Origin of the sequence: Billgrantia montanilacus (genome assembly GCF_003336675.1) — a bacterium.
GTDB lineage: Bacteria > Pseudomonadota > Gammaproteobacteria > Pseudomonadales > Halomonadaceae > Halomonas > Halomonas montanilacus.
On record NZ_QPII01000001.1, the window covers coordinates 1 to 26,249 of the forward strand.

The following is a 26,249-nucleotide window of genomic DNA, read 5'->3' on the forward strand; positions in this document are numbered from 1 at the left end:
CCCCACTCGGGGCGGTCCATCCTGGTGGCACCGGCATGGTCGGCGGCGCTGCGGGTATTGACCAGGATGTCGGCCAGGTCGGCGAAGCCGTTTTCCGGCGTCAGGCCGTTCTCGCCCGGGGGCAGCGCCAGCCATTCGCCGCTGCCGTCATCGTTGAATTTCGCCACGTACAGTGTGCCTGCGTCGAGCAGCGAACCGTTGGCGCTGTCAGCGTGGTAGGGGCGCGAGGAGACGAACTTGTAGATGTATTCAAAACGGGCGTCGTCCCCGGAGTAGCAGACCACCGGCTGGCCCTCCACGGCCGGGGCGAAGATCGCCCCCTCATGGGCGAAGCGGCCCAGGTGGGTGCGCTTGATCGGCGTGGAAGCCGGGTCCATGGGGTCTATCTCCACCATCCAGCCGAAGGCGTGGGGCTCGTTGCGGTAGTCGTCACTGGGTGAGGCGCCGGGGGAACTGGCGTCGAAGCGTACGTATTCGTCGGCGCCGCCCTGCGCCTTGTGCCATTGGTAGCGGCCGCTGTCACGTGTCTCGATGCCATAGCGGGACTGGCGGCGGTCGATTTCGGCATCCTCGTTGGCGAAGTAGCCCGCCCAGTTCTCCTCGGCGGCCAGGTAGGTGTTCCACGGTGTGACACCATGGGAGCGATTGTTGAGGGTGCCGCGGGTCATGGTTCCGTCGGGGCTGTACTTGGTCACCACATGCTCGAAGCGGCTACCGGCCCGGCCAAGTGCATCGGCGTGAGTCCGGTTATGCGGCGATTGAGGCGATCTTCCACCATGTGCCACTGGTCATCGTCCTCTTTCCGTATCCGCATCACCGACACCCCATGGGCGTTGAGCTCCTTGCGCACCTGGTCGGCATCACGCGATCCATCTGCGTTTTGCGGAAAATCGTTGCGATGCAGTGCCAGGCCCGCGGCGGCGTGCAGGAAGCGAGGTTCGACATACTCGTGGTTGAGCACCAGCAGGCTGTCGTGGGAACTGCCGTCGAGAGGAAAGAAGTGCATGCCGTTGTGGTGGCTGCCGACCTGGTTGGCCTGTGCCTCGCCGCTGGCATCCAGCGAAAAGGCGGGCATGTCGCCGCTGATCGGGGTGCCCCAGGGAATGAGGGTCTGGGGGTTGCTTCATTAAGAGTGTCTCACATGACGTCACGAAAATTTCAGTCTAGACGGGAATGGCTGTAACAGCGTGAGGTGATCGAGAAAAGTAGTGGGAGGGTGTCCATAACGACAAGGGCCCCGCCGAAGCAGGGCCCTTGCCAGTTACGGAAGGTGATGCTGGGTCAGCCGCTTCTGCGCTGGCTCATGATGCCGAGCGCCCCCAGGGTGAGGCCGATGATTACCATGACGGCGATGACCCACAGCGGACTATAGAAGGTGGTGTAGACCTCCCAGCCGAGCAGATCGATGATCTGGGAGAAGGCGGTAGAGGAGCCCAGCAGGTGCCCACCCAGGGTGCCGGCGGTGGCGAAGAACAGGCCACCGATCAGTGCCAGGATAACCAGGGCCCAACGGCGAGCGCCGTCGAAGGCGGCTTCGCCGGCCCGCCACACCAGTGCGGTGAGCATGGCGAAGATGCCCAGCGACCAGAACGCCATCAGGATATGGTTGCGCGCCAGGGGGCTGTGGAGATTCGCTTCCAGCGGCCAGATCAACAAGCCGCTGACGATACCGGCCAGGGCTCCCAACAGGCTGAGCACCAGTACCGGCAGCAGGGCCGCGCGGCAGAGTTCCGCCAGCCTGCCGGTCATCACCGCGCCGTAGAGGATCATCAGGGTGGCGAGAGCCCAGAAGGCCAGCGGGAAGTGAATGAGCATATGGTGTGTGGCGGCCATGTCAGCGACCTCGCAGGCGGTTGCGGGTGAAGCTCGGCTGCATGCCGAGTGTGACGCCGAGCATGGCGAGCAGCCCGGCGAAGAGGGTTAGACCCCAGCGGCTGGTGATGGCGTCGTTGAATTCCATTTCCACGCCATACAGGGCAAGCTGCTTCTCGCTGTGGCGGCTGCGTACCGGCGCGCCTTCGGCGATATTCTCGGCGCCGGCATGGGCGCGGCTCACCAGCAGCGGCCAGTTGACCTGCCCTGGATAGAAGAGCGTCACCTCCTTCCAGTCGTCCAACCACTCGGGCGAGTTGCCTTGGAAGCGCGTGGCAGTGAGGTCGGCGTCGTCGCGTCCCATGCCCAGGGAGTAAGGGTGCGAGACCTTGTGCCAGCGCCCGCCGGTGGCGTCGCGGTGCACCGCGAAGGCCACCGAGTAGAGGCCCTGGTTGCGCAGGATCTTGTCATCCAGCGGGCTGCCGGTGTCCAGAGCCCTAGCCAGGGTCACGTCCCAGTAGCCGTCTGCCCAGCGGCCCTCGCCATGCACCCGGATGTCGCCGCGGGAGTCGGCCGGCTCCCGCAGCAGGCGCCGCGGGATCACGTCGCCTTCCTGCCAGTCATGGTCCGGGTCGAAGGGAACCGCGAAGGCCTCGGCCAGATAGTACTGGCTGTCGAAGTCCAGGGCGCCGGACTCGATGTCTTCCCAGCGCATGGCGACACTGCCGGCGAGCTCCGGCGAGAACATCCACAGCGGCTCGCCGGCATCGCCGTCCCAGTTGGTGGAGTAGGAGCTACGGCCCTCATCGCCGCTGCGCGCTTCGCCGACCCACTGATCGTCGGAAAGATCCAACGGGTTGGAGCGGTGGGCGCGCCAGTGCCAGAGGTCGAGGAAGTAGCCGGCGTCACGCTGGGCCTGGAGGGTTTCCGGCGCCTGGCGGCTGGCCCAGTCGCCCAGGTCCATGCGGGTCGCCGGCATCGATTTGGTAACCTCCTCCGGTGCTTCGTCGGTGAAGCCGGCGGCGCCGGCACCCACGGTCATGTAGCCACCGTAGCGGGCGAACTGCGGGACGCTGCCGTCGTCCATCAGCATTGCCACCCGGTCCTCGTGGAAGCCATCCGGATTGGGGCCCGGCATTCCGCTGCCCTTGCGGACCCACTGGTCGCCCTCACGCACCAGCACGTCGTGGAGGATGTGTGGTCGCTCGGCTGGCCAACGGTATCGGAAATAGACTTCATCGTCGCTGAAGGCGGCCTGCACCTGCAGCGGCATGGTCAAATTTTCGGGGATGTAGATATTGCGCTCGGGATCGTTCTCGATCACCCCGGTACCCTGGGTGATCCAGGCTAGTCCCAGCGCTACCGGCAGCCCGAGGACCAGCCAGGGGCCAGCGCTCTTGTCATGACTCGCCATGTGATCTCCTACATGATGGGGTGAGCGGATGTGTGCTGATATTAGTGTGGGTCACGCACGGATAAACGAACTGACGCAGATCAAGTCAGGCGTGACAATCCGCCACATCAGTTGAATGTGACCATCGATTCGCAACAATCAGCAGCAGGTGGGGAACGAGGGGAATTATGCGACGACTACCAAGACCGGGCGATATTGCCCTGATGGCGCTGCTGTTGCTGCCGCTCGCGGTGGCGCTGCCTCGCCTGGGCGGGATTGGCGGGCCGCCCGAGCTGTGGCTCACCTGGATCGGTCGGGTGACCGGTATCCTGGGGCTGGCCTTGATGCTGCTGGCGGCGGCGGTAAGCCTGCGGTTGCGGGGTTTCGACCGGCCCTTCGGCGGGTTGGTGCGACTCTGGAAGCTGCATCACTGGATGGGGTTCGGGGCTTTCATCCTGGCCATGGTGCATGTGCTGGCCCTGGCCCTGGCGGCGGTGCCTGCTTCGCTGGACGCGGCGGTAGCGACGCTCTTCCCCTCTGTCTCTCATGGAGCGGTCTGGCTTGGTTGGCTGTCCTGGCTGTCCATGGTCATCTTCCTGGCGCCCACCTTCGGCTTCTTCGGCCGCTTGCATTATCAGCGTTGGAAGCGGCTGCACCTGGTGTCGGCGGCGGCGCTGCTGCTGGGGCTGGGTCACGCACTGCTGCTGGCGGGTGAGACCTGGCCCTGGTGGCTGCTGGGTATCGCCGGGCTGGGCGCCATCGTCTGGCGCAAGCTGCTCTCACCCCGCCTCGCGGGCCTGCCTTACCGGGTCGCGGCTGTCGAGCCGCTGGCACGGGGCGTGGTTGAGCTGGTGCTGGAGCCCGAGGGTCGCCGAATGGCCCATGAGACGGGGCAGTTCGTCTACCTGTCGCCACTGGACGAGTCCCTGAGCGCCGGGCGCAGCGAGGAGCACCCCTATACCATCGCCTCGAGCCCTCACGACGCTCGGCTGCGAATCGGTATCAAGGACCTGGGCGATGCCAGTCACGCCCTGCAGTCGGTGACACCGGGCTCCCGGGTGCTGATCGAAGGGCCTTATGGCGACTTCTTCCAGCGGCACTCTCCCTCGCGCAAGCCGCTCTGGTTCGGCGGGGGTATCGGTATCACGCCCTTCGTCGGTGGTGCCCGGGAGATGGCAGAACGCGGCCAGGGCGAGGAGACACACTTGTTTTACCTGGCGAACAGCCCCGATCGCGCCTATTACCAAGGTGAGCTGGAAGAGATTGCCGAGCAATTGGAGTCGTTCACCTATACTTCACACTATTACCGGGACCAGGGGCCGCTTACCGAAGCCTTCCTGCGCCGGCATTGTCCCGACTATGTGGAGCGAGAAATCTACATTTGCGGTCCCCCGGGTATGAACGCCCACCTGCAGCGACTGTTGACTGACCAGGGCATTCCTGCCTCACGCATTCACAGCGAGGTCTTTGATTTTCTATGAACAAGATCGCTTATACCGCTTTCATCGCCTTTCTGGCCACTATCCTCACCCTGCTGTCGGCCAGTGCACTATCCCAGTCGAGTGACGAGGCGCGTGACGACGAAGCGCTCGATGCCATCACGTGGGATGAACTGGCCGAGCATGATGGCGCCGAGAGCTGCTGGAAGGCCATTTACGGCAGGGTCTATGACGTCACCGACTTTATCCCCGTCCACCCTACCGAGGAGGAGGTGATGCTGGAGTGGTGCGGTCGGGATGCCACCGAGGGCTGGGAGAACAAGCGTCCCGGGGTGCCTCATAGCCCGCGAGCCGAGTCGAGGCTCGAGTCCCTTCTGGTGGGACGACTGGTCGGGGAGGACGGCCAGCCAGTCATGCGGGATGACGCGGCCGACATGGGCGCCGAAGTGATCGATGCTGACCGGGCGCTTTCTCCGGCGGAAGACGAGCGCCTCCACCGTGCCATGCTGGGGATGCCCCTGGATGGCCACTACCGCGGTGTCTTCACCGACCGTGGGGTCATCCAGGTCAATATCACCTTCGACCTGCGCGATGGGCGCTTCGATTCGGTCGACTATCGCCATCTGGCCTACCGTGGGGTGGACTACCTGGCACTGGAGGAGGGCGACGAGGGCTACCCCGTCAGGGTGCAGTATGAGCAGGTCGCCGAGCGGCTCGAGGGTGAGCCCGTGACGCGCATCTTCGCGCTCTACGAGCCCGAGCGCATGGTCGATGACGTCGATGGCTACAGCGGCGCCACGCTCCGTGGTGCCAAGGTGATCTCGGCGATCCGGGATGGCCTGAATCGTGGCGTCTACTCCTGGCCTTGAACACGGCAGGGGGTGTTCCGGCCGCCTTGCGTTGAGGGCGGCTCCCTCGCTAAATCCAACGGCATGCGGTAAAGATAGGGGCCACAACGACTGAATCGATTCGGAACGATCGCATGCCCGTCCCTTCCCCGGCGGAGAGCCGCGACAGTATCGGTGCGCCTCTCTCAGCCTCCACTCAGCACCGCCAGCTCGTCCATGAGCAGGTTCGCCTGCTCTACGAGCGACTGTGGCAGCCGGTGCTGGCCAGTGTGCTGGGGGCGTGCCTGCTGGTCGCCGCCATGTGGCCATTATTGCCGGCCACTTTACTGATCGGGTGGCTGGCCGCGCTGGTCGTCGTCTCCGCCGGTCGCCTGGGGCTTGCCTGGTATTATCATTGCCTGCCCGCAAGCCGGCGTCGCCAGCGACGCTGGCTGTACCGGTTTGCCTGGGGGGCCGGGGTTGCCGGCATCGTGTGGGGCGCAGCGGGGGTGTTCATGTTCACCATGGAGCACCACGGCCAGCTTGTCGCCCTGACCATCGTGCTGACCGGGATCGCCGCCGGTGGAATGACCACGCTCTCCTCGGTGTGGTGGGTGGCCCCCCTCTTCATACTGCCCGCCATGCTGCCACTGCTGGGCCAACTGCTGTTCCAGGGGTCATCATTCTCCTGGTTGCTCTCAGCCATGGTCGTGCTGTTCCTGGGGCTCCTGCTGACGGTCAGCCGACGTCTTCACCGTATCATCAGCGACAATATTGCCCTGCGCCTGGCCGTGACATCACGGGAGGCGCAGCTGCGTGAGAGCGAGAGCCGCTATCGTGCCATCTTCCGTCACACGCCCCTGGGTATGATGCACTTCGACCATGAAGGTCGTGTTATCGACTTCAACGAGAGGTGCCTGGAAATTCTCGGAACCAGTCGGCACCGTCTGCAGGGTTTTAACCTGCTGGAGCAGGTGGAGGACAAGCGGGTATCCGGCGCGGTTCGCCAGGCGCTGGTCAGTGGGGCCGGCTACTACGAGGGAACCTATCGCGCCATTCTCAGCGGCAAGCAGACGCCGCTGCGAGCCTTCTACAATGCGCTGCGCAATGAAACGGGCGAGATCGTCGGCGGCGTGGCGCTGATCGAGGATTTCACCGAGCGTAAGCGAGCCGAAGAGACCATCCATCGCCAAGCCTACTTCGATCCGCTGACCGAGCTGCCCAATCGGCGACTACTCATCGAGACCCTTGCCTCGACCATTCGCGATCGTTGCGATGACGGCCGCCTGGGCCTGGTGATGTTTCTCGACCTCGACCGCTTCAAGATGATCAACGACTCACTGGGCCACGCTGTCGGCGACGAGCTGCTCAGGCAACTCAGCAAGCGGCTGCTGATCTGCCTGCGCGATGGCGACATGGCGGCGCGCCTCAGCGGTGACGAGTTCGTGGTGCTGGTGCCGGCCCTGTCGGGCGACCGGATGGCCGAGCTGGTGCGGGCCGAGCAGATGGCGATGGACCTGCTCACCTCGCTGCGCAAGGTCTACGATCTCGAGGGCCAGCGGATCAGTGTCACGCCGAGCATCGGCTACACCCTCTTTCCCCTCACCGTCGACGAGGACGTGGGCGATGTGCTGCGCCATGCCGATACCGCCATGTACCAGGCCAAGGTCAAGGGCCGAGCCCAGGTGTGCGGCTATGAGCCAGCGATGCAGACCCAGATCACCTGGCGCCTGGAAATGGAGCAGGCCTTGCGCCGTGCCCTGGTCGAAGACCAGCTTTGCGCCCACTTCCAGCCCCAGCTCGACCATGAGGGTCGAATCGTCGGTGTGGAGGCGCTGATGCGCTGGCAGCATCCGATCCACGGCTGGATCTCGCCGGAAGTCTTCATCGCCATCGCCGAGGAGAGCGACCTGATCGTCGAGCTCGAGACCTGGATGCTGGATAGTTGCTGCCAGCTGTTGGCTCGTCTGCCAGCCGAGACGCTGCCGCGGCTTTCGGTCAATGTCAGCGTGCGGCACTTCACCCAGCCGGGATTCGTCGAGGGCGTGACCTGGGTGGTGGGAAGCCATGGTGTCGACCCGACGCGGCTGACCGTGGAACTGACCGAGAGCATCATGATCGACGGACTGGGAGATGCGGTGGATCGCATGCATCAGCTCAAGCGGCTAGGTGTGAATCTCGCGCTCGACGACTTCGGTACCGGCTTCTCCTCCCTGACGTATCTGAAGTGCCTGCCGTTGGACGAACTGAAGATCGACCGCAGCTTCGTCAGCGACCTGGATTCCGACAGCAACGATGCCGCCATTGTCGAGACGATACTGGTGATGGCGCAGCACCTGGGTATCGAGGTGGTGGCCGAGGGTGTCGAGAACGAGGCGCAGCTGGATTTCCTGCTGACCCGCGGCTGTCGGCGCTTCCAGGGTTTCCACTTTCATCGACCCATGGCCAGAGAGGCGTTGGAGTCATTGCTCATGAGCTGTCGACAGGCGGCAATGTCGAACCGGATCGCCGACTGAGCCTGCTGGATCTACCCCGAGTCAGCCCAGGCCACCGCTTGCCCAGAGCCAGGCGGCAATCAGCATGAAGTGGCCGGGGTACCAGGCCAGCCAGAGCCGGCGCGGCATGGCGCTCGGCACGCTCGGCGTGAGGCGGTGGGCGCCGGCGGCCAGCCACAGCACAGCCAGGCAGGTGGCCACGGTGAAGGACTTGGCCATGTCGGAGCTGTTCATCAGCCCGGCCACCACCAGCACTGGGGTTGCCAGGGCGACGGCAAGCAGGCGTTCGCCCAGTGCGTCGCCGGCGCCGTGAAGATGATGGAAGGCGAGCATGAGCAGCGGAATTAACATCAGGCCTCGATGCCCGTATTCCACCCAATTGCCGGCCAGGTACCAGACCAGCAGCGTGGCGGCGACGCCCAGGGCTACCCATGCAACGCCAAGTTCGTCGTGCCGATGTCGCGACAGCAGGTCACGCAGCCAGGCGCCCCAGGCCAGGCCCAACGCCAGAGTGAAGCAGACATTGAGCAGAAAGGCATCCGACGCGCGGGGCATCATCATGTAGGGCAGTTGGGCTACCAGCCCGATCACCAGGATACGCCGGGCGTAGCGCAGGGGGTTGCGGGTATTGAACAGCCCGTGCCAGGCGACCATGGCGGCGAAGAGCGGAAAGGCGACTCGCCCGATCGACGACCCTGCCCAGTCGAGCTCCCAGCCGGTGGGCAGCACATAGCGCGTCAGGTGGTCGGTGGTCATGGTGGCCAGTGCCAGCCACTGGCCCCAGCCGGTCCAGGTCGAAGCGGGGCGATCCGTCGCCGGCAGCGCGGCGGCCTGTGTGGTCATCGTGACCTCCATGTTTTTGATGACAGCTGTGATGACAGTTGTGATGACAACTCTGATGACGTTACTGACGACAGTTGTCTACCCGTTGTGACGCTAGCCTGGCTGACAGTAGCGATGACAGCGTGGCATTACCAGACATTGACCGAGCGATATCGGTCCAGGTTCCGGATGGCGAGGGTTCAGGAGGGAGGGGAAGCGATGCGAAGTGGCTTCGGGTTCGATCTGCGCAGCATGGAGATTTTCGTCGAAACCCTGGAGCAGGGCAGCCAGAGTGCCGCCGCCCGGCGGCTGGGACTCAAGCAGTCGTCGGTGTCGCAGAGCCTGGCCAACCTCGAGGAGGGGCTGGGCGTGACGCTGTTCAAGCGCAATACCCGGCCCCTGGAGCCGACCAGCGCGGGTCGGTTCTTCTATGACCGTGCACGGCGCCTGCTGGAGGAGGCGCGCAGTACGCGTCGCGAACTGGTGTCGGGTGCCTTCGGCCAGCTGCACCAGGTTCGCCTGGCGCTGGTCGACTCGCTGGCCACCGCGGTCGGCCAGCCGCTGATCGAGCTGATCCGGCGCTATACCCGCGACTACACGCTGACCACCGGGCTGTCACATATGCACAGCCATGCCCTGCTGACCCGCCATGTGGATATCATCGTCTCCGACGACCGACTCGAGAACTACGACGGCCTGGAGCGCCATGCCCTGCTACGCGAACCCTTCGTGCTGGTGGTGCCGCTCGGCTGGACGGGGCCGCTGGACAACCTGCGCTGGATCGCCCGTCAGCTCGATTTCGTGCGCTACACGCCGCAGTCGCTGATCGGCCAGGCCATCGAGCGCCATCTGCGCTTGAACAAGCTGGAACTGCCGGCCCGCCTGCATCTCGACAACACCTTTGCGGTGCTGCGACTGGTCAGTGCCGGGGCCGGCTGGACCATCACCACGCCGCTGTGCCTCTACCAGGCCGGGCTCGAGAACCTCAGGGTCCAGGTGGCGCCGCTGCCGGTGGCTCCGCTCACCCGGGAACTGACACTGGTCTCGCGTCGCGACGAGCTGGGCGACCTGCCGGCGCTCTTGGCTCGGGACAGCCGCCGCCTGCTCGAGCAGCGTTTCCGCCGCCAGCTCGACCAGGCCTTGCCGTGGCTCTCAGCGGAAGTGTCTACCCGGTCATGAGGGCGCGGCATGTCATGACCCAATAGGGGGAGAGGTGCCGGACGCCTGCTCATTCCGGGCGCACTATCATTTTTATCGATAGTCTCTGCGTCACCAACATCGATGCTCTTTGCGGTCCCGGGCAAGACCGGCCAAGACTGAAACGCAATGTTTCAAGCCGCACAGGTTTTTCTCCGACATGCCAAGAACAATAAGACGCTATGTGCGCCTGGTCGACTGCCTCAACCGCGGGGTGGGTCGGCTGATCATGTATCTGGTCTTCGTGATGATGGGGCTGCTGCTCTATTCCTCCTTCTCGCGCACGGTGCTCAACAGCCCGCTGATGTGGGGCGTGGAGATGTCCCAGTTCATGCTGGTGAGCTATTACCTCCTGGGTGGGGCCTATGCGATGCAGATGGGGGCCCATGTTCGCATGGATCTCTTCTATAGCCGCTGGACGCCCCGCACCCAGGCGCTGGTCGACGCCATCACCATCCTCTTCCTGATCTTCTTTCTGGTCACGCTGCTGTTGGGCGGTATCTCCAGCACCCATTACGCGCTGCAGTACGGGCAGCGCAACTACTCCGCCTGGGCGCCGCCGCTGGCGCCGATCAAGATCATCATGTGTATCGGCATCCTGCTGATGCTGCTGCAGGCCGTTGCGACCTTCTTCAAGGATGTCGCCACCGCTCGCGGGCAGGACATCTATGCGGAGGATGCCGAATGAGCTACGAGATGATCGCGCTGATGATGTTCTCGAGCATGATGCTGCTGCTGTTGACCGGCCAGCGGGTGTTCGGCGTCATCGGTTTCGTCGGGGCCGCCTCGGCGCTGCTGCTGTGGGGCGATGGCGGCGTGGAGATGCCGTTCAACGCCAGCTTCGTGCTGATGAACTGGTACCCGCTGCTGACCCTGCCGCTGTTCGTGTTCATGGGCTACATGCTCTCCGAGTCGGGCATCGCCGGCGACCTCTACGAGATGTTCCATGTCTGGATGGGCTCGCTGCGGGGTGGTCTGGCAGTGGGCACCATCGGCCTGATGGTGGTCGTCTCGGCCATGAACGGCCTGAGCGTGGCCGGCATGGCGATCGGCGCCAGCATCGCGCTGCCCGAGCTGCTGCGCCGCGGCTACGACAAGATCATGGTGACCGGGGTGATCCAGGCGGGTAGTTCGCTGGGCATCCTGGTGCCGCCCAGCGTGGTGCTGGTGCTCTACGGCATGATCGCCCGCCAGCCAGTCGGCAAGCTGTGGCTGGCCGGGGCCATCCCGGGGCTGATCCTGGCTGCGCTGTTCGTGATCTATATCGTGGTGCGCTGCCGGCTGCAGCCGAGCCTGGGGCCGGCGCTTCCGCCCGAAGAGCGCAACATGAGCCTGGGTGCGAAGCTCAAGCTGCTGCGCGCGGGTATCCTGCCGCTGCTGATCTTCATTTCGATGACTGGCCTGTTCCTGATAGGTTTCACCAGCCTGGTGGAGAGTGCCGCCTATGGCGCCTTCGCGGCGACCCTGGCGGCGTTGTTCAAGGGGCGCCTGACCCGGGCCGTGATCGAGGTCACGGTGCGTCGCACCCTGGGCATCAGCTGCATGTTCATGTGGATCATTCTCGCCGCGCTCAGTTTCGGTGCCGTGTTCGACGGCCTGGGAGCGGTGCGGGCGATCGAGAACGTCTTCCTCGACCGCATGGGCCTCGGTCCCTGGGAAATCCTGCTGATGATGCAGCTTTCCTACATCCTGATGGGCATGTTCCTCGACGATACCGCGATGCTGGTGATCGTGGCGCCACTCTATGTGCCGCTGGTGGTGAGCCTGGGCTTCGACCCGGTGTGGTATGGCGTGCTCTACACCATCACCGTGCAGATCGCCTACATGACGCCACCGTTCGGCTACAACCTCTTTCTGATGCGTGCCATGGCGCCGCCGGAGGTGTCGCTAGGCGACATCTATCGCAGCGTCTGGCCGTTCGTGATGATCATGCTGCTGGGGCTGGGCTTGATCACCGTTTTTCCGCAGCTGGCGCTGTGGCTGCCGGAGCTCTACTACGGCTACTGACGCTTTCCTGGCGCCTGGCCGTGGGCAAGTGAAACAACAACAAACCAGATCGGGAGAATGATCATGACCAATCGCAACAGGCGGGACTTTCTCAAGAAGGCCGGGGTCGCTACGGCCGCCACCGTAGGGGCGGCCACCGTCGGCGCCCCCTATGTCCACGCCCAGTCGCGGACGCCCATTCGCTGGCGCATGCAGACCTACGCCGGGCCGGCGTTGGCGGCCCACGTCATCAAGCCCTCCATCGATGCCTTCAACAAGGCCGCCAACGGCGAGATGGAGATCGAGCTCTTCTATGCCGACCAGCTGGTACCCACCGGTGAGCTGTTCCGTGCCATGCAGCGCGGCACCATCGACGCGGTACAGAGCGACGACGACTCCATCGCCGCACCGGTGGATGTGTCGGTCTTCGGCGGCTACTTCCCCTTCGCCTCGCGCTACAGCCTGGACGTGCCGACGCTGTTCCACCATTACGGCCTCAAGGAGATCTGGGAGGAGGCCTACGCCGAGGTCGACGGCGTGACCTGGCTCGGCGCTGGCGCCTGGGATCCCTGCAACTTCGTGACCCGCGACCCGATCCGCAGCCTCGAGGACCTGCGCGGCAAGCGTGTCTTCACCTTCCCCACGGCGGGGCGTTTCCTGAGCCGCTTCGGCGTGGTACCGGTGACGCTGCCTTGGGAAGACATCGAGGTCGCCATGCAGACCCGGGAGCTGGACGGGATCGCCTGGGCGGGAATCACCGAGGCCTACACCGTCGGCTGGGCCGACGTCGCCAGTTACTACCTCACCAACAACATATCCGGTGCCTGGGCCGGTTCCTACTTTGCCAACTCCGATCGCTGGAACGAGGTTCCCGAGCACCTGCAGACCCTGTTCAAGCTGTGCATGGACAATTCCCACTACTATCGGCAGCACTGGTATTGGTGGGGGGAGGCGCACTACCGCACCACCGGTGGCAAACTGGAGCTGACCTCGATCCCCGAGGAGGAGTGGCAAACCCTGGAGGATGCGGCGCTGGAGTTCTGGGACGAGATCGCAGCCGAGAGCGATCGCAATGCGCGGGTGGTGCAGATCCTCAAGGATTATCGCCAGACCATGCAGCAGGCAGGTCCTCCCTACCGCTACAGCTGAGCGTAGGCAGTGAACCCGTGGGGCAGGCGGCACTTGTTGTTGCCTGCCCCGTCCAGCCATCGCCGGCGCATCGAATGACAACAACAAGGCAGCAGAGGAAGTGACCATGAGCCGACTTCAGGCAAGAGAGATCAAGAGTGCGGAGGATGCCCGGCGCATCGTCGAGGAGCGCGGCCTCAGCCACGTCAAGGTCGGCCTGTTCGATATCGACGGGGTCATGGTCGGCAAGTACATGCGCCGCGACAAGTTCTTCCACGCCTTGGAGGAGGGCTTCGCCTTCTGTGACGTGGTGCTGGGCTGGGACAGCAAGGATGAGCTCTACGACAACGTCAAGTACACCGGTTGGCACACCGGCTATCCGGATGCCGGCCTGAGAATTCTGCCCGACAGCTGTCGCGATCTCGCCTGCGAAGGCGACATGCTGCTGTTTCTCGCCGAGTTCACCGGCACCGCCGAGGCGATCTGTCCGCGAGGGCTGCTTCGGCGCGTGTTGGCCAAGGCTCGGGACATGGGCTTCTTCGCCCACGGTGCGCTGGAGTACGAGTTCTTCCTGTTCCAGGAGACACCGGAGTCGATCCGCGAGAAGGGCTTTCGCAACCTCAAGCCGCTGACGCCGGACATGATGGGCTATTCGATGCTCAGGAGTTCGGTTCACAGCGAGCTCTATCACGAACTGCTGGCGCTCTCCGAGGCGATGGACTTCCCCATCGAAGGCCTGCATACCGAGACCGGCCCCGGCGTGCTGGAAGCGGCCATCGGCGTCGACGAGGCGCTGGCTGCCGGCGACAAGGGGGCGCTGTTCAAGACGTTCACCAAGGTGTGGGCGCAGCGTCGCGGCCTGATGGCCACCTTCATGGCCAAGTGGTCGCCGGACTACCCCGGCCAGAGCGGTCATATCCACCTGTCGCTCAATCACATCGACAGTGGCGAGTCGGCCTTCTTCGATGTCGACAAACCGCACCAGATGAGCGAGACCCAGCGTCACTTCGTGGCTGGGCAGCAACAGCTGATGCCGGAGTTCCTGGCCATGTTCGCTCCGACCGTCAACAGCTATACCCGACTGATCCCCGGCTTCTGGGCGCCCACCGATGCTACCTGGGGGGTGGAGAACCGCACCACGGCGCTGCGGGTGATACCGGGCAGCGCCAAGTCGCAGCGGGTGGAATATCGCCTGGGCAGTGCCGACGCCAATCCCTACCTGGCCCTTGCCGCGGCAATCGGTGCCGGCCTGCATGGTATCGAGCAGCGGCTCGAACCGGGCGAGCCGGTGAGCGGCAACGCCTACGAGCTGACCCATCCCACCAGCCAGGCCTTGCCGCAGACACTGTGGGAAGCCGCCCAGCGGCTCAAGGCCTCGGGGCCGGCACGGTCCCTGTTCGGCGACGACTTCGTCGAGCACTTCTCGGCCACGCGGGAGTGGGAGGAAAGACAGTTCCGCAGGCATATCACCGATTGGGAACTTGACCGCTATTTCGAAATTATCTGAGGTGAATATGGCCATACAGAAGACGATTTCCCCCGTCGACGGCTCGGTCTACGTGGAGCGGGAACAGGCCGATTTGGGCCTGGTGGAGGCGACGCTGGCGCGGGCGGTGACGGCGCAGCGGGCCTGGCGCGACGTGCCGCTTTCCGAGCGTGCCCGCTATTGCTCGCGCATGGTGGATGCCTTCGTGGCGTGTCGCGACGCGCTGGCCGAGGAGCTGACCTGGCAGATGGGCCGGCCGATCGCCGCTGCGGCGGGCGAGATCGGTGGTTTCGAGGAGCGGGCGCGAACCATGATTGCGCTGGCGGATGGCGCGCTGGCACCCATCGTGCTTGAGGACAAGCCTGGCTTCACCCGCTATATCACCCGCGAGCCGCTGGGGGTGTCGTTCATCGTCGCGCCCTGGAACTTCCCCTTCATGACCGCGGTGAATGCGGTAGTGCCGGCGATCATGGCCGGCAACGCGGTCATCCTCAAGCACTCGGCGCAGACGCCGCTGTGCGCCGAGCGCTTCCAGCAGGCCTTCGACGAGGCCGGGCTGCCGGAAGGGGTCTTCCAGCACCTGCATCTCTCCCACGAGGCCACCGAAGACCTGATCCAGGACCGCCGCATCGCCCATGTCTCCTTCACCGGATCGGTGCCCGGCGGGGCGATGGTCGAGCGCAACGCCGCCGGGCGATTCATTGCCACCGGGCTCGAGCTGGGTGGCAAGGACCCGGCCTATATTCGCCCCGATGTGGACCTGGATGCCGCCGTCGACGGGGTGATGGACGGGGCCTTCTTCAATTCAGGGCAGAGCTGCTGTGGCATCGAGCGTCTCTACGTGCATCGCGACATCTTCGATGCCTTCGTCGAGCGTGCCGTGGCCTGGGTCAGGCAGCTTCGGCTCGGCAATCCCACCGACCCTGCCACCTCGCTGGGCCCGCTGGTGCGGCCGGCGGCGGCGGATTTCGTGCGCGGCCAGATCGAGGAGGCGGTCGCCGCCGGGGCGAGGGCCTGGATCGACCCCGGCGACTATCCGCTCTCGGTGCCGGGCAGCGCCTACCTGGCGCCCCAGGTGCTGACCGGGGTCGACCACTCGATGCGGGTGATGACCGAAGAGAGCTTCGGCCCGGTGGTGGGCATCATGGCGGTGGACTCCGACGATGAAGCCGTCGCGCTGATGAACGACAGCGACTTCGGCCTCACCGCGGCGGTGTTCACCCGCGACAGGGCTATCGGCGAGGCGCTGACCCGTCGGCTCGACGCCGGTACCGTCTTCACCAACCGCTGCGACTATCTCGACCCGGAGCTGGCATGGACCGGCGTCAAGCAGTCGGGGCGCGGCTGCTCCCTTTCGCGACTGGGCTACGAGACGTTGACGCGGCCCAAGTCCTTCCACCTCAAGCATGCCTGAACGGGCAGCACTGCCCAGGAGACGACGATGACTCATCCGGATATGCAGCCCTTCACCATGGGCTGGAACTATCCCGCCAATATCCTTACCGGGGCGGGCCGCATCCGCGAGCTGCCCGAGGCCTGCAAGGCGCTCGGCATGCAGGCACCGTTGCTGATCACCGACCCCGGCCTCGCCGCGCTGCCGATGGTGCAGGAGAGCGTGCAAGCCTGCCAGGACAGCGGGCTCGGCATTGCTGTCTTCAGCCAGGTGAAGGGAAACCCCACCGGCAAGAACGTCCTCGACGGTATGGGGGCCTTCCGTGACGGCGGCCATGACGGCGTGATCGCCTTTGGCGGCGGCTCGGGGCTGGATGCCGCCAAGGCCGTGGCACTGATGGCCAATCAGCGGGAAGGGCTATCGCTGTGGTCGCTGGAGGATATCGGCGACAACTGGAAGAATGCCGATGCCCAGGCCATCGCGCCCGTCATTGCCGTGCCCACCACGGCTGGAACCGGTTCGGAGGTGGGGCGTGCCTCGGTGATCACCGACGAGGTCGAGCACGTCAAACGCATCATCTTTCACCCTGGCATGGTGCCGGCCACGGTAATCCTCGACCCCGAGCTGACCGTGGGGCTGCCACCGGCAATGACCGCCGCCACCGGCATGGATGCCCTGTCCCACTGCATGGAGGCCTGGTGCTCGCCGCTCTACCACCCCATGGCCGAGGGCATCGCAGTCGAGGGGATGCGACGCATCTATCACTATCTGCCCCGCGCTTATGCCGACGGGCACGATCTGGAGGCGCGCATGAACATGCTGGTGGCTTCGAGCATGGGCGCCACCGCCTTCCAGCGCGGCCTGGGGGCGATGCACGCCCTGGCGCATCCGCTCGGTGCGCTGCATGACGCCCACCACGGAACGCTCAACGCCATCCTGATGCCCTATGTGCTGCGTGCCAACGAGCGCGCCATCGGCGAGCCCATGGTGCGCCTGGGCCGCTATCTCGACCTGGACCAGCCGGGCACGGCGGCGGTGATCGACTGGGTACTGGAAATGCGCGAACGGCTCGGCATCCCGCACACCCTGGCCGACCTCGGCATCGATACCCGCCAGGCCGACAAGGTGGGCAAGATGGCCGTGGCCGACCCGTCATCGGGCTCCAACCCGATCAAGTTCACTGCTGACGACTACCGCGATATCTTCGTTGCCGCCGTAGCAGGGCGACTGTAATCAGCAGGGCGACTGTAATCAGCAGGGCGGCTGTAAACCGGTAGGACGATGGTAAAAGTAAGGAAGACGGAAACAGAGTGGCCGTAACCCACAGGGAGACTGAGCGATGCGTATAGGGCTTCTGCAGTGCGATGATGTGGCGCCTGAGCTGCGCGAGGCCCATGGCAACTATCCGGAGATGTTCGCCGCGCTCTTCCATCGGGTCGACCCGGCGCTCGAATTCGTCGTCTGGCGCTGCCAGGATGGCGAGATTCCCGACGATATCGATGCGGTGGATGCCTGGCTGACCACCGGCTCCAAGCATGGCGTCAATGACGGCCTGGCCTGGGTCGATGACCTCTGCGGCTTCGTGAGGCGGCTGTGGGAGGCGGGCAAGCCGCTGGTGGGCATCTGCTTCGGCCATCAGTTGATGGCCAAGGCGCTGGGCGGCGCAGTGGTGAAGAGCCCCAAGGGCTGGGGCGTGGGCATGTCGTTCAACAGTGTCGAGACACGAGCGGAGTGGATGGCGCCCTGGCAGCCGAGCCTGGACCTGCTGGTCAGCCATCAGGATCAGGTCAGCGAACTGCCACCGCAAACTCGGGTGCTGGCCGGCAGCGACTTCTGCCCCTTCTACCTGATCCAGATCGGAGAACACTTCCTCGGCGTTCAGGGGCATCCGGAATTCGCCAAGCCCTATTCGCGGGATCTGATGGCACTGCGCGCCGGGCTGGTGGGCGAAGAGCGGGTACGCGAGGGGCAGGCATCGCTCGCTGCGCCGGTGGACGATACGCTGATGGTGCGTTGGATCCTCAGCTTCATGAAGCGTGCCATGGAGGGCAGGGGGGCTTGAGCACCGCCGCTGGCGCGTTGACCCATCGTGCGCCCGGCTAGCGTGCTCCCTTTCCTGGTAGGGCACGCACTGCGTTGAGCAAGCGCAGGCCGTTGGCCACCACGATCAGGCTAGCGCCCATGTCGGCGAAAACCGCCATCCACAGGGTGGCGTGGCCGGTGAAGGCGAGCATCATGAATATCGCCTTGATGCCCAGGGCCAGGGCGATGTTCTGAATCAGGACCCGGCGGGTGGCCCGTGACAGGTCGATGAAGGAGACCAGGCGGCGGGGATCGTCGTCCATCAGTGCAACGTCGGCGGTTTCGATGGCGGCGTCGCTGCCTGCGGCGCCCATGGCAAAGCCGATATCGGCCCGGGCCAGGGCGGGGGTGTCGTTGATGCCGTCACCCACCATGCCGACGACACCCTGCCGGGCCTGGGCGTCGATCATCGCCAGCTTGTCCTCCGGCAGCAAAGCCCCGTAGGCGTCGTCGATGCCGGCCTCGGCGGCGATGGCCGCGACGCTGGTCGGATTGTCCCCACTGAGCATCAGCGTCCTGATGCCACGGGCCTGCAGTTCGGCGATGGCCGCCTGGCTCTCTCCACGCAGTGGATCGCTGACGGCAAACAGTGCCAGAGGACGGTCGCCCTCGCCTAGGATCACCAGCGTCTCGCCACGTGCCTCGTACTCGGCAATGCGACGCTCGACGTCGCTCGTCAACCGAGCGAATTGCGCAAGCAGGCGGCGATTGCCCAGCCATACCGGGCGCCCTTCAAGCGTCGCGACAACGCCGAGGCCCGGCTGCTCATTGACCTCTTCCACCTGTAGCGGCGCGATGCCGGCGTGCGTGGCGGCCTGTGCCACAGCCGCGGAGACCGGGTGGCCGGAACGGCTCGCAAGGCCTGCCGCCAGGGCGTGAAGCCGCTCGCGGCCCTCCGGCGCCAGACCGGCGTCGAGCGCTTGCCAGTGCCGCTGGGCCGGCTCTCCCCGGGTCAGGGTGCCGGTCTTGTCAAAGGCCAGGATGCGCAGGCGGTGGCCCTGCTCCAGAAAGGTGCCGCCCTTGATCAGGATGCCGGACCTGGCTGCCGCGGCGAGGCCGCTGACGATGGTCACGGGGGTGGAGATCACCAGGGCGCAGGGGCAGGCGATGACCAGCAGCACCAGGGCACGGTAGATACCCTCCAGCCAGGTTACCCCGAACAGCAGGGGCAGCAGCAGGGCGGTAAGCAGCGCCATGGCAAAGACCGCGGGGGTGTAGATGGCGGCAAAGCGGTCGATGAAGCGTTGGGTCGGCGCGCGCTGCCCCTGGGCCTGCTCGACGGCGTGGATGATCCGCGCCAGCGTGGTATCGCCGGCGGCCCGGGTGGTGCGATAGGTGAATTCGCCGTTGCGGTTCACGCTGCCGGCGAAGACGCTGTCGCCGGGGTGCTTGTCCACGGGCAGGCCCTCACCGGTGATCGGGGATTCATCCAGCGTGGGCGCACCCAGCTCCACCTCGCCGTCCAGGGCGAGGCGTTCGCCGGCTTGTACGCGAACCCGGCTGCCGACGGCAACGGCGTTCGCTGCCTGCCGGATGAATCCGCCGTCGGCCTGCTCCACGTTGGCCGTTTCCGGGGCCAGCGAGAGCAGGTCGCGAATGGCGCGTCGCGCCCTGCCCAGCGAGTGTGCCTCGATACGCTCGGCCAGGGTGAACAGCACGATCACCATGGCGGCTTCGGCCCACTGTCCGATCAGCAGTGCGCCGGTCACCGCCACGCTCATCAGCGCATTGATGTTGAGGGTGCGGTGGCGCAGGGCAATGAAACCCTTCTTCCAGGTGGGAAGGCCGACCATGCCGATGGCCGCCAGCGCCAGGGCGGCAGCGAGCCAGGGTTCGGCCAGGCCCAGCCAGTGACTGGCCTCGGCGGCCAGGGCGAGAGTCGCAGCCATGCCCAGCTTCCACCAGCTCTCCTGTTCGTTGTCGTCGGCCCCGGGTGGGCGGTGGCTCGGGCTGTCCACCTGCGGTGTCATGCCGGTGGCGGCGATGCGGCGATGGATCGCCTCCTCGTCGGCATCACGGTGATGAACGGTCAGCACCCGGCCGATCAGGTCGAACTCCAGCGCCTCGACGCCAGGGGCGTCCGAGAGGGCTCGGCGCAGCAGCGCCTCCTCGGTGGGACAATCCATGGCTTCGATTCGCAGCCGCAGGGCTCGCGTACCCGCGGGTGGCGGCGTCGGTCGTGCACTGCCGGGGCGAGGCGAGAGGGGGGCGCAGCAGTCGTCGGTCTTCTCGAGCATGGTGTAGCTTCCTTGTCATCGTCTATGCTGATGACACACCCTGTAGCCACTACAGGGTCAAGAAAAATCCTGGAGGAATGAAATGAAGATCGGCGAGTTGGCCACCCGCACGGGCTGCCCGGTGGAGACCATCCGCTACTATGAGCGGGAAGGGCTGTTGCCCGAGCCGGCCCGCAGCAGTGGCAACTATCGGCTCTACGCGGAACCGCACGCCGAGCGGCTGCGCTTCATCCGCCACTGCCGCACGCTGGACATGACCCTGGAGGAGATCCGCACACTGCTCGACTACCATGACCATCCGCGTCAGCCCTGCAATGCCGTCAATGGGCTGATCGACGACCACCTGGCCCACGTCGAGGCCCGCATCGAGCAGCTGCAGGCCCTGAGGCAGGCACTGGCCACTCTGCGCTCGCGCTGCAATGGTGAAACCGACTCCAGCCACTGCGGCATTCTGCAGGAGCTCGCCCAACCCGAAGCGCGCGAACTCCCCGCCGAGGCTGGTGAACCCAGCCACGTGCCTGGGCCGCATGGCAGACATTGATCCAACCACGAGGAGCCGTTATGCCGAACGGGGACGTTCCTGCCTACTACTCTCAGTGGGTCTCCAGCGAGCATGTTGCCGATATCCTTGCCGGACACATGAGCGCCGCCGAGGATCCACGCTGGGCCGAGTCCGGTGCGGCTAACGCCCAGGAGTATGCCTGCTGGGCTTCGCATATTTGCGGGATGGCCTGCACCAAGATGCTGCTCGAGGAGTTGAACGATGAACGGCTAACCCTGTTCGAGCTGTTGACGCAGTGCCGAGAAGCGAGTGGTTACGTTGTCACCGAGGAGGGCATCAAGGGGCTCTACTATCGCCCGTTGGTTCAGCTTTTGAGGGAACGGCACCAGCTGGACGCCGAAGTGGTAGAGCATGTGGATGCGGGGCATTTTCTACAGTGGCTCGGTGAGGGGCATCGTGTCATCGCTTCGGTACACCCTTCGATTCGCACGCCCGAGCTGAGCCCGCCACATCGGGGCGGGCATCTGGTCTACCTTTTCGGCCTGGATGGACGGGGGCGCCTTCGCTTCAATAATCCTTCCGGTTTGCCTGGAGCAAGCCAGGCGGACGCCCGCCTCGAGCCTTCCGTCTTCGATCGCTTCTCCGCCGGGCGCGGTATTCTGGTGCGTTGCCATCAGCTATGCCCATAGACCTTCCGGCCCAGCGCCCACACCTCGTCGAGCACCCAGCCGTTGTCGGCGAGTACCAGCAGGTCTGCGTCGCTGCCAACCTGGAGGCGCCCCTTGCGTGGGAGCTTGAGGGCGTCGGCGGCATGGGTGCTGGCGACTCCGATGGCGCGCTCCAGTGCTATGCCGTGGTCGTTGACGCATTGTCCCAGCACCTCGAACAGGCTGCCCAGTCGGCCCGCCCTCAGGCCGATGAAGCGACGTGCCTCGTCGAACTGGGGGAGCGAGGCATTGGCATCCGATGAGAGCGTGATTCTCGAAGGTGCCACGCGGGCTTCCAAGGCCCGAGCCACGGCTTCCGATGCCGGTACTTCGCCGCCGGCCAGCAGCTCCGGCGTAGTGCTGGTGGTGAAGTCGATGCGCCCGCCCTCGCGGGCGAAGCGCAGGCCATCCTCAAACAGCGCGGGGGTGCGATTGATATGGGTGGGCAGGAACTGCGCCACGGGGATGGCGCTGGTGCGGGCGGCCTCCCGAAGCGGTTCCAGATGCGTGGGGGCATCGCCGGTATGGATGAAGACGATACCCGACTTGCCGGCCAGCATGCCGGCGGTTCGTGCCTCGGAAGCCAGACGGGCAAGTTCGAAGGCGCTGGGCTGGGAACCGCGGTGGTCGCTGATCGCCACTTCCCCCAGGCCAATGAATTCCGGCACGAAGAGAATATCGCTGCCCACGGAGCCGGTTAGCGTCACCGGTGGCAGCTGGTAGGAGCCGGTATAGCAGTAGGTGGTCAGGCCTCCAGCAGCGAGCTCCCGTGCCTTGCCCAGCAGGTTGGCCGGTGTACGAGTCAGGGCATCGGTGCCCAGCGCGCCGACCAGGGTGGTGGTGCCTGAGGCCAGGGCATCTGCGAGCGTGAGTTCGGCGGTGCGCGTACCGAAACCGCCTTCCCCCCCGCCGCCGATGAAGTGCACCAGCGGGTCGACCAGGCCGGGAACGACCCGGCGGCCTTCCAGGTCGCTCACCCCGACGCCGCTGCCGCTGACGGGCGGTTCGGCATCGGCCGACACAATGGCGGCGATGCGCTGATCGGCAATCAGCAGATGACAGAGGCCCAGGGGCTCGGGAGCGAAGAGGCGGGCATTCTTCAGCAGGGTCAGCATACAGGGTCCTGATTCAGCGTGGTGGGGAAGCAGCGAACGCCGGCAGGGCCGGCGTTCGGAGGAATTGCCGAGGCAGAACCTATAGCTTGATATCGTAGCTGAAGTAGCGGTTCATGATCTCGTCGTAGGTGCCGTCTTCCTTGAGCGCGGCGAGCGCCTCGTTGAAATCGTCCGCGAGTGCCTGGTCACGCTTGCGGAAGGCCACGCCCACTCCCTCGCCGAAGATATGTGCGGGCTCCTTGATGAAGCCGCTGATCCGCTTGAAATCGCTCTCGTCGGTATCAATCGCTATGGCGGACTCCGCTACCGGGTAGTCCATGAAGGCCAGGTCCAGGCGACCGGCACGCATGTCGGTGACCACCTCGCTGCCGCCGGTGTAGCGGCGCACTTCCACCACGTCGCCGTACAGCTCGGTGACATAGTTGTCCTGCAGCGTGGCACGCTGCACCCCGACGACCAGCCCCTCGAGGCTGGCACGGTCATCGATGTCGATCTCCCTGTCCAGCGCAGTCACCCAGACGCTGGGCGTGGTGTAGTAGGGCTCGGAAAAGAGTACCTGCTGGGCACGCTCCTCGTTGATCGACATCGACGACATGATGGCATCGTAGTTGCGAGCCAGCAGGCCGGGGATGATACCGTCCCAATCCTGCTCCACCCAGGTACAGGTGGCCTCGAGATAGGCGCACACGGCTTCGCCCAGTTCGATCTCGAAACCGGTCAGCTCGCCGTCGGCCTGGCGGTACATGAAGGGCTCGTAGGGCAGGTCGACGCCGAGGCGGATTTCGCTGTAATCACGAGCCTGGGCAGTACCGGCAACCAGGGTGGCGCCAAGGGTGGCGGCCAGCAAGAAGGATGAATAACGCATGGGACTCTCCATAAATGAATACCATAAGCGCATGCCATGAGCGCATGCCATGAGCGTATGAATGCTGCGCGCAGGCAGCTTGTGCTTGTTGGTAGGCAGTGTTGACGCACTGCGGGAAATTGGCCGTGAAGCCGGAGCCGTTACCGACGGAGCGCAGTCATGGGCAGGCGATTGCCGGGGCCATGGCTTGGGTCACGAGGAAGACGGCAGAGAACGAGGCACTGGCGTGCCGAGCCAGATGGAGCTGGCCGGGAGGGGGCTATTCGTCGAACCATTCGCTGAGATAGAAACTCTCAACGAAACCACCATTGTTGATCATGAGAAGAACCTCTCGCTCTTTTCAAGGCGACCTGTAAAACATGCGTGAACGCACCGGGCCTGTCAAGCGGCCACGCCATCGGAATGGCGTGGCCTTGTGACGGGCATCGAGGTTACCGTGATGCCTTACTCTTCGCCGAAGTAGCGCTCGAAGATCTCGTCGTAGGTGCCATCTTCCTGAAGGGTGGCCAGCGCTTCGTTGAAGCGATCGGCAAGCGCTTCGTCACGTGGACGGAAGGCGATGCCAAAGCCGTCGCCGAAATACTCCTTGGGCTCGGTGATCGTCTCGCCCACCACCTTGTAGTCGCGGCTCTCGCTGTCGAGCAGGGTCGACTTGCCTACCGGGAAGTCGAGGAAGACGATATCCAGGCGTTGGGCCTGCATGTCGAGCACCATGTCGTCGGCCGTGGAGTAACGGCTGACGCTGGCCACGTCGCCATACATGTCGGTGACGTAGTTGTCCTGCAGGGTGCCGCGCTGCACGCCGATAGTCTTGCCTTCCAGTGTCTCCTCGGTGGTTTCCTCGAGATCGCTGTCGGCCGGGGCGAACCAGGCGGAAGGCGGGGTGATGTACGGCTCGGAGAAGAGTACGGTCTCACGGCGCTCGTCGTTGATGGTCATGGAGGACATGATGGCGTCGTAGTTGCGTGACAGCAGGCCGGGAATGATGCCGTCCCACTCCTGCTCGATCCACTCGCAGGTAATGCCGATCTCTTCGCACAGGGCATTGCCCAGGTCGATGTCGAACCCTGTCAGCTCGCCTTCCGGCGTACGGTACTCCATCGGCTCGTACGGCACGTCGACGCCGAAGCGTACGTGGTCGTAGTCGCGTGCATGGGCGCTGCCGGCGGCAATGGCCAGGCCCAGGATGGAGACAGTCAGCAGTTTTTTCATGTTGGTTTCCTTGTTTTCATTTCGTGCACCATTCATTTCGGTGACGTCGCGCCTGAATTTAGCGCAGCCACGCCAGGGCCGAAAGCCCCCGGGCGTGAATTTTCCAACGCCTGTTTGACGTTGTCTTATCCGCTCTGGGGCCTGAGGTGGGCGAGCAGCCGCTTTTCCAGATGGCGGAAGAAGAACAGGATGGCGAAGGTCAGGCAGAGATAGATCGCCGCGGCAAACAGGAACGCCTCGAACGGTGCGTAGTAACGCGCATAGACGAAGCGGGCGGCGCCGGTGATGTCCATCAGGGTGACCACGCTGGCGATGGCGCTGGCATGCAGCATGAAGATCACCTCATTGCCGTAGGCCGGCAGCGCCCGGCGGAAGGCACTGGGCAGGATGATGCGTCGCATCGTCAAGCCAGGCGACATGCCATAGGCCCTGGCCGCTTCGATCTCGCCCCGTGCCGTGGACTTGATCGCGCCATGGAATATCTCGGTGGTATAAGCGGCGGTATTCAGCGTGAAGGCGATCAGGGCCGGGTAGAACGCCTCTCTCAGCATCGGCCAGAGGAAGGTTTCCTGGATGCCATCGAAGAAGACCACGCCATAGTAGATGATGTAGAGCTGGATCAGCAGCGGCGTGCCGCGGAACACATAGGTATAGGTATAGATCGGCAGCTTGATCCACTTGTGCTTTGAGCCGCGCAGGATGGACAGCGGCACCGCCAGCACCAGGCCCACCAGCAGCGACAGGAACACCAGCTGGGTGGTGGTTACCAGGCCCTCCCAGTAGTAGCCGAGGGTGTCGGGCGTGAAGATACGATTGTCGGCGAGTAGCGCATTGAACCATTCCATCTCAGTGCTCCCCGAAGCCGACGTTGTAGCGTTTCTGGAGGTAAGCGAACAGCCACTCCGAGATGCTGGCGATCAACAGGTAGATAGCCGCGACCGGCAGCAGGAAAGTAAAAGGCTCATGGGTGGCGCGGGAGGCTTCGGCGGCCACGCGTACCATATCCGTCAAGCCGATCACCGACACCAGGGCGGTGGTCTTCAGCAGTACCATCCAGTTGTTGGACAGCCCGGGCAGGGCATGGCGCATCATCAGCGGGAAGCGGATTCGCCGGAACACCAGCCAGGGCGTCATGCCGTAGGCCTTGCCGGCCTCGATCTGACCGTGATCCACCGCCATGAAGGCGCCACGAAAGGTCTCGCCCATGTAGGCGCCGAAGATGAAACCGATGGTGAGTACCCCGGCGGCAAAGGCGTTGAGGTTGACGTACCAGTCCACCCCGTAGCGATCATAGATGATGTCGGTGAGCACGTTCAGCGCCATCTGGCCGCCGAAGAACAGCAGCATCATCAGCACCAGGTCGGGTACGCCGCGAATGACCGTGGTGTAGAGCGTGGCCACCTTGTGCAGCAGCCAGCTGCGGGACATCTTGGCACTGGCGGTCAGCAGTCCCAGCACGATAGCCAGTATCAGCGACAGCACTGCCAGTTGGATGGTGACGCCAGCGCCTTCCAGTAGCCGGGGTCCATAGCCGTGTAGATCGAGCATGAT

23 protein-coding genes and 1 pseudogene are annotated in these 26,249 nt (G+C 64.7%); 14 read left to right on the forward strand and 10 right to left on the reverse strand.

Annotated elements, in window-relative coordinates; all coding sequences use genetic code 11:
• The 3 genes and pseudogenes from DU505_RS00005 to DU505_RS00015 form a co-directional block, all read right to left on the reverse strand.
• Positions 1-1,075: pseudogene (locus DU505_RS00005) on the reverse strand (PhoX family protein); the annotation flags it as partial.
• A 206-nt stretch (positions 1,076-1,281) separates the two neighbouring features.
• Positions 1,282-1,833: a heme ABC transporter permease gene (locus DU505_RS00010; RefSeq protein ID WP_114476948.1), complete on the reverse strand. Its 552-nt coding sequence runs from the start codon at positions 1,831-1,833 to the stop codon at positions 1,282-1,284.
• Between the two features lies 1 nt (position 1,834).
• Positions 1,835-3,226: an ethylbenzene dehydrogenase-related protein gene (locus DU505_RS00015; RefSeq protein ID WP_114476949.1), complete on the reverse strand. Its 1,392-nt coding sequence runs from the start codon at positions 3,224-3,226 to the stop codon at positions 1,835-1,837.
• Positions 3,227-3,393: 167 nt separating this feature from the next.
• On the opposite strand from DU505_RS00015, the gene DU505_RS00020 reads away from it, so the two are divergent.
• From DU505_RS00020 to DU505_RS00030, 3 genes are all read left to right on the forward strand, one after another.
• Positions 3,394-4,686, forward strand: a complete 1,293-nt coding sequence (locus tag DU505_RS00020; RefSeq protein WP_114476950.1) for a ferredoxin reductase family protein — start codon at positions 3,394-3,396, stop codon at positions 4,684-4,686.
• Positions 4,683-5,513, forward strand: coding sequence for a cytochrome b5 domain-containing protein (locus DU505_RS00025; protein ID WP_114476951.1), 831 nt, complete (start codon positions 4,683-4,685; stop codon positions 5,511-5,513). Before DU505_RS00020 ends, DU505_RS00025 begins: the two co-directional genes overlap by 4 nt.
• 113 nt (positions 5,514-5,626) lie before the next feature.
• Positions 5,627-7,987: a putative bifunctional diguanylate cyclase/phosphodiesterase gene (locus tag DU505_RS00030; RefSeq protein ID WP_114476952.1), complete on the forward strand. Its 2,361-nt coding sequence runs from the start codon at positions 5,627-5,629 to the stop codon at positions 7,985-7,987.
• A 21-nt stretch (positions 7,988-8,008) separates the two neighbouring features.
• On the opposite strand, the gene DU505_RS00035 is transcribed toward DU505_RS00030, so the two are convergent.
• Complete coding sequence (locus tag DU505_RS00035) at positions 8,009-8,809, reverse strand: TraX family protein (protein WP_114476953.1); 801 nt, start codon at positions 8,807-8,809, stop codon at positions 8,009-8,011.
• A 198-nt stretch (positions 8,810-9,007) separates the two neighbouring features.
• Between DU505_RS00035 and DU505_RS00040 the strand changes: the two genes are divergently transcribed.
• From DU505_RS00040 to DU505_RS00075, 8 genes are all read left to right on the forward strand, one after another.
• On the forward strand, positions 9,008-9,967 hold the full coding sequence (locus tag DU505_RS00040) for a LysR family transcriptional regulator (protein WP_114476954.1): 960 nt from the start codon (positions 9,008-9,010) through the stop codon (positions 9,965-9,967).
• A gap of 178 nt (positions 9,968-10,145) precedes the next feature.
• Complete coding sequence (locus DU505_RS00045) at positions 10,146-10,673, forward strand: TRAP transporter small permease subunit (RefSeq protein ID WP_114476955.1); 528 nt, start codon at positions 10,146-10,148, stop codon at positions 10,671-10,673.
• The gene (locus DU505_RS00050; protein ID WP_114476956.1) at positions 10,670-11,992 is read left to right on the forward strand and encodes a TRAP transporter large permease; all 1,323 of its coding nucleotides are present in this window, start codon (positions 10,670-10,672) and stop codon (positions 11,990-11,992) included. Before DU505_RS00045 ends, DU505_RS00050 begins: the two co-directional genes overlap by 4 nt.
• 63 nt (positions 11,993-12,055) lie before the next feature.
• Complete coding sequence (locus DU505_RS00055) at positions 12,056-13,120, forward strand: TRAP transporter substrate-binding protein (RefSeq protein WP_181872686.1); 1,065 nt, start codon at positions 12,056-12,058, stop codon at positions 13,118-13,120.
• Between the two features lie 106 nt (positions 13,121-13,226).
• Positions 13,227-14,606, forward strand: coding sequence for a glutamine synthetase family protein (locus tag DU505_RS00060; protein WP_114476958.1), 1,380 nt, complete (start codon positions 13,227-13,229; stop codon positions 14,604-14,606).
• Positions 14,607-14,613: 7 nt separating this feature from the next.
• Positions 14,614-15,999, forward strand: coding sequence for an aldehyde dehydrogenase family protein (locus DU505_RS00065; RefSeq protein WP_114476959.1), 1,386 nt, complete (start codon positions 14,614-14,616; stop codon positions 15,997-15,999).
• A gap of 27 nt (positions 16,000-16,026) precedes the next feature.
• Positions 16,027-17,211, forward strand: coding sequence for an iron-containing alcohol dehydrogenase (locus DU505_RS00070; protein ID WP_114476960.1), 1,185 nt, complete (start codon positions 16,027-16,029; stop codon positions 17,209-17,211).
• Between the two features lie 106 nt (positions 17,212-17,317).
• Entirely contained in the window at positions 17,318-18,040 is a 723-nt protein-coding gene (locus DU505_RS00075) for a glutamine amidotransferase-related protein (protein ID WP_114476961.1), read from the forward strand.
• A 37-nt stretch (positions 18,041-18,077) separates the two neighbouring features.
• On the opposite strand, the gene DU505_RS00080 is transcribed toward DU505_RS00075, so the two are convergent.
• Positions 18,078-20,297: a heavy metal translocating P-type ATPase gene (locus tag DU505_RS00080; protein WP_114476962.1), complete on the reverse strand. Its 2,220-nt coding sequence runs from the start codon at positions 20,295-20,297 to the stop codon at positions 18,078-18,080.
• 82 nt (positions 20,298-20,379) lie between these two features.
• On the opposite strand from DU505_RS00080, the gene cadR reads away from it, so the two are divergent.
• Together cadR and DU505_RS00090 are read left to right on the forward strand one after the other, a co-directional pair.
• The gene (gene cadR, locus DU505_RS00085) at positions 20,380-20,838 is read left to right on the forward strand and encodes a Cd(II)/Pb(II)-responsive transcriptional regulator (protein ID WP_114476963.1); all 459 of its coding nucleotides are present in this window, start codon (positions 20,380-20,382) and stop codon (positions 20,836-20,838) included.
• Between the two features lie 20 nt (positions 20,839-20,858).
• Positions 20,859-21,488, forward strand: coding sequence for a cysteine peptidase family C39 domain-containing protein (locus DU505_RS00090; RefSeq protein WP_114476964.1), 630 nt, complete (start codon positions 20,859-20,861; stop codon positions 21,486-21,488).
• Here DU505_RS00090 and iadA read toward each other — a convergent pair.
• Together iadA and DU505_RS00100 are read right to left on the reverse strand one after the other, a co-directional pair.
• Positions 21,473-22,621, reverse strand: a complete 1,149-nt coding sequence (gene iadA, locus DU505_RS00095; protein WP_114476965.1) for a beta-aspartyl-peptidase — start codon at positions 22,619-22,621, stop codon at positions 21,473-21,475. The genes DU505_RS00090 and iadA overlap by 16 nt on opposite strands.
• A gap of 79 nt (positions 22,622-22,700) precedes the next feature.
• Complete coding sequence (locus DU505_RS00100) at positions 22,701-23,486, reverse strand: transporter substrate-binding domain-containing protein (RefSeq protein WP_114476966.1); 786 nt, start codon at positions 23,484-23,486, stop codon at positions 22,701-22,703.
• Between the two features lie 61 nt (positions 23,487-23,547).
• On the opposite strand from DU505_RS00100, the gene DU505_RS00105 reads away from it, so the two are divergent.
• Complete coding sequence (locus DU505_RS00105) at positions 23,548-23,853, forward strand: hypothetical protein (protein WP_114476967.1); 306 nt, start codon at positions 23,548-23,550, stop codon at positions 23,851-23,853.
• A 77-nt stretch (positions 23,854-23,930) separates the two neighbouring features.
• On the opposite strand, the gene DU505_RS00110 is transcribed toward DU505_RS00105, so the two are convergent.
• From DU505_RS00110 to DU505_RS00120, 3 genes are all read right to left on the reverse strand, one after another.
• On the reverse strand, positions 23,931-24,698 hold the full coding sequence (locus tag DU505_RS00110) for a transporter substrate-binding domain-containing protein (RefSeq protein ID WP_114476968.1): 768 nt from the start codon (positions 24,696-24,698) through the stop codon (positions 23,931-23,933).
• A gap of 125 nt (positions 24,699-24,823) precedes the next feature.
• Positions 24,824-25,543, reverse strand: coding sequence for an ABC transporter permease (locus tag DU505_RS00115; protein WP_114476969.1), 720 nt, complete (start codon positions 25,541-25,543; stop codon positions 24,824-24,826).
• Position 25,544: 1 nt separating this feature from the next.
• Positions 25,545-26,246, reverse strand: a complete 702-nt coding sequence (locus tag DU505_RS00120; protein ID WP_114476970.1) for an ABC transporter permease — start codon at positions 26,244-26,246, stop codon at positions 25,545-25,547.
• Positions 26,247-26,249: the final 3 nt, after the last annotated feature.